Origin of the sequence: uncultured Microbacterium sp. (assembly GCF_963521695.1) — a bacterium.
GTDB lineage: Bacteria > Actinomycetota > Actinomycetes > Actinomycetales > Microbacteriaceae > Microbacterium.
This window is the reverse complement of the sequence record NZ_CAUQWC010000314.1, coordinates 1-2,958: the sequence shown is the minus strand read 5'-3', so window position 1 is coordinate 2,958 and position 2,958 is coordinate 1. Positions and strand designations below refer to the sequence as shown.

General features: G+C 67.4%; 2 protein-coding genes and 1 pseudogene. All 3 read right to left on the bottom strand.

Going from position 1 to position 2,958, the window contains the following annotated elements; genetic code table 11:
- Window positions 1-139: 139 nt before the first annotated feature.
- Window positions 140-1,171 carry a substrate-binding domain-containing protein gene (locus tag RWP81_RS15735; RefSeq protein ID WP_314457686.1) on the bottom strand — a complete coding sequence of 344 codons (1,032 nt, stop codon included), beginning with the start codon at window positions 1,169-1,171 and terminating at the stop codon, window positions 140-142.
- 240 nt (window positions 1,172-1,411) lie between these two features.
- Window positions 1,412-2,449 (bottom strand): hypothetical protein, encoded by a 1,038-nt coding sequence (locus RWP81_RS15730; RefSeq protein ID WP_314457684.1) that lies wholly within the window; start codon window positions 2,447-2,449, stop codon window positions 1,412-1,414.
- A 137-nt stretch (window positions 2,450-2,586) separates the two neighbouring features.
- Window positions 2,587-2,958 (bottom strand): annotated as a pseudogene (locus RWP81_RS15725) (hypothetical protein); the annotation flags it as partial.

The window sequence follows — 2,958 nt, the reverse complement described above, 5'->3', positions numbered from 1 at the left end:
TGAGCGGCACTCCTGGTCTTGATTAGTGTGCGCGCTAACATTCAAGAGCGCAAGAGTTATCTGAGAGATTTTCGGCGTGTCAGATCACAACCCGATCACGACGATCGCGCGACGCCCCGCACCGACCGCTGACGCCGAATCATCCGGGCGCGACCGTCGTCGTCGACTCCCGCACGATGAGCTGCGGCTGGATCATGTCGTGGCTGGGCTCGGTGTCACCCTCGATGGCGGCGATGATCTGCTGCAGCGCCAGCTCACCGAGCGCGGCGAAATCCTGGCGCACCGTCGTGAGCGGGGGGAGGAAGTGGCGCGCGTCCGACAGATCGTCGAACCCGATGACGTTCACGTCTTCGGGAACGCGGACGCCGCGACCGTGCAACCCGTGGATCACGCCCAACGCGATCTGGTCGTTCGCCGCGAACACCGCCGTGGTCTCCCCCAGGTCGAAGGACCTCCCGAACTCGAAACCGAAGTCCGAGGTCCAGTCGCCGATGATGAACGGCCCCTCGGACAGGCCCGCCTCGGCGAGGCATTCCCGCCACCCCTGAGTGCGCTCTCGAGCATCGAACCAATCCATGGGTCCCGCCAGGTGCGCGATGGTGCGATGCCCGAGGCGGATGAGGTGCTGGACCGCTAGCCGGGCACCCTCACGCTGGTCCACGCCTACCGTGTGCCAGGCGGCATCCGCTTCGGCCTTGATGACGATCGTGGGAAGACCCGTCATCTGCTGGCGCAGCAGGTCGAGGGACGACTCACGCGGGGCGATGACGCACAGCGCGTCGATCCCCTGGGTGACGAGCTCAATCACCCCGGAATCCATCTGCGACGCGTCGTCGTCACTGATGGAGAACGCGCTCACGGCGTAACCGACCTCGCGCGCCGCCACCTCGAGGGCGCGGAATGTATTGTTCGGACCGTTCTGCACGGGCCCGTCGATGAGCACGCCGATCCGACGGGCGCGCCGGGTAGCGAGGGCGCGGGCGATCGAACTCGGCGTGTAGCTCATTTCCTCGATCACCTGCAGGACACGATTTCGCGTCGTCTCGCGGATGTGGGGGTGTTCGTTCAAGACCCGCGACACCGTCATATGCGACACGCCGGCGCGACGCGCGACGTCGTAGATGTTGGGCCGCTGCCACCCGCGGCTCGAGGATTGAGGGATCTTAGTCATCCGAGCGCACCGTCGATCGAGGTAAATACCGGGTGTTTCGGGATGCTCGGTAAACCGCGGGCCACCCATGAAAGTATCGGTTACACCACCTCGATGGGATGCGCCTGCCTCGATGGGGGCAAGATTTGAGGACTGCGGCAGCGCCGGCCGGAGGAAAACACACCGAGGACAACCCCGCCGACAACGAACTTTCTGCGGAAGTGGGGGAAGGAAGTATCGCTGCCGTCGACGAGAACGCCATCATTGCACGGCCGAGGTGTCGTACGGCGGCGAAGCGGTTACTGCGGGGGTGCTCGCAGTGAGACGTCCTTCTTCGCGCGCGCGGTCGAGGGCGGCCGTGAAGCGACGGCGGCGCCAGAAAAGGGCCGCGACGATGAGCAGGACGCCGAGCAGAACGAGCAGTTGCGGCACGGGGAGGGCCCACAGCGACGCATCCGCCGACTGGGGGGCGACCTCGACGGCACCGCCGCCCAGATCGGTCGCCGTCGGCGCCAGGTCGATGGAGCCCGGCACGAAGAACGTGGGCCAGACGTCGGCGACCGCGACGGTGAACGAGCGGGACTCCCCCGGCAGAAGCTCCTGGCGCGGTGCGCCGTCGGCGGGGAAAACCGCGGATCCGGTGCCGATCGTCGTGGCCCCGGTGACGAGCAGGCTGGCGTTGCCCGTGTTCTCGACCGTGAACGACGTGGTCGCGGAGCCCGGGCGGAAGGGGTTCCACGACATGTCGTACCCCGACTGGATCCCCGATACGGCGTAGGAGGGAACGATGTCGCCGGTGACGCGCGTCATCACGCGAAAGCCGACGCGGCTCTCGACCCCGACCTCGGAGCCGCTGGCGTCGGTACCGGTGGAGGAGACGGATGCGGCGATGCCCGCCGCGTGGTCACCCGGAATCGCTCCGTCCGGCACGGTGGTGGTGAAGGGGACGACGGCGGTGCCGTTCGGGGCGACGGTGACCGAGTCGGGCAGGTCGATCCACAGACCCGCATCGACCGACTCCTGATCGGAGGGCAGCATGTTGAAGCGCCCGTTGTCGGTGTAATAGCCGTCCGCCGCGGACAGCGCGAACGTCACCTCGGTGCGGCTGAGGTTGCGTACAGCGAAGAAGTCGGCGCGCGACGTACCGGGATCGAGCTCCTGCTGGATGACGCCGCGATCGTCGGGGCCCGACGCATCGGCAGGAGTGACGGACCAGGTGATGTCATCAGCGGATGCCGCGGAGGCGGCGGGGACGCCGAGCACAAACGGAGCGACGACGGCCGCCAGGGCGATCGTCACACGCGCGAGAAAGGGGCGTGTCCTGGACATACCGCTGCGTCACCATCCCAGATCTCCGTCGACCCCGCCGACATCGGCGTTCATACGAAAGCGCGGGCCGAGCCCCGTTCAGGACTCGGCCCGCTTGTCCTTCGAGCTTACGGGGTGTACGCGTCCTCGAACAGCGACAGCGTCAGCGTCGAGGAGTACGCGCCCGGCGTGACACCGGCTTCGGTCTTCAACACCAGGGCGGCGTCGGCGGTCCACGACGACTCTCCGCCCTCCTTGACGGCGGCCGAATCGAGAGCAGTGTAGAGCAGCTCCTGGTCGACGAGGCCGACCGCGTCGTCTCCGGTGTCCTCGGAGGTCTTGACCTCTTCACCCTCGGCCACGAGACCGGTGTCACCGCCATCGACGAGGTTGGGGGTCCAGCCGAGGTGGTCGGGGGAGATGGTGGCGCCGCCCGGGCCGGTGAAGGCCGAGGCCTGACCGACCACGTACCAGAAGCGGTCCGCCGGGATGTCGGCGAC

Bases quoted from the DNA above. Each gene is read 5' to 3' on its own strand.
- RWP81_RS15735 (WP_314457686.1), bottom strand. From the start codon at position 1,171: ATGACTAAGATCCCTCAATCCTCGAGCCGCGGGTGGCAGCGGCCCAAC.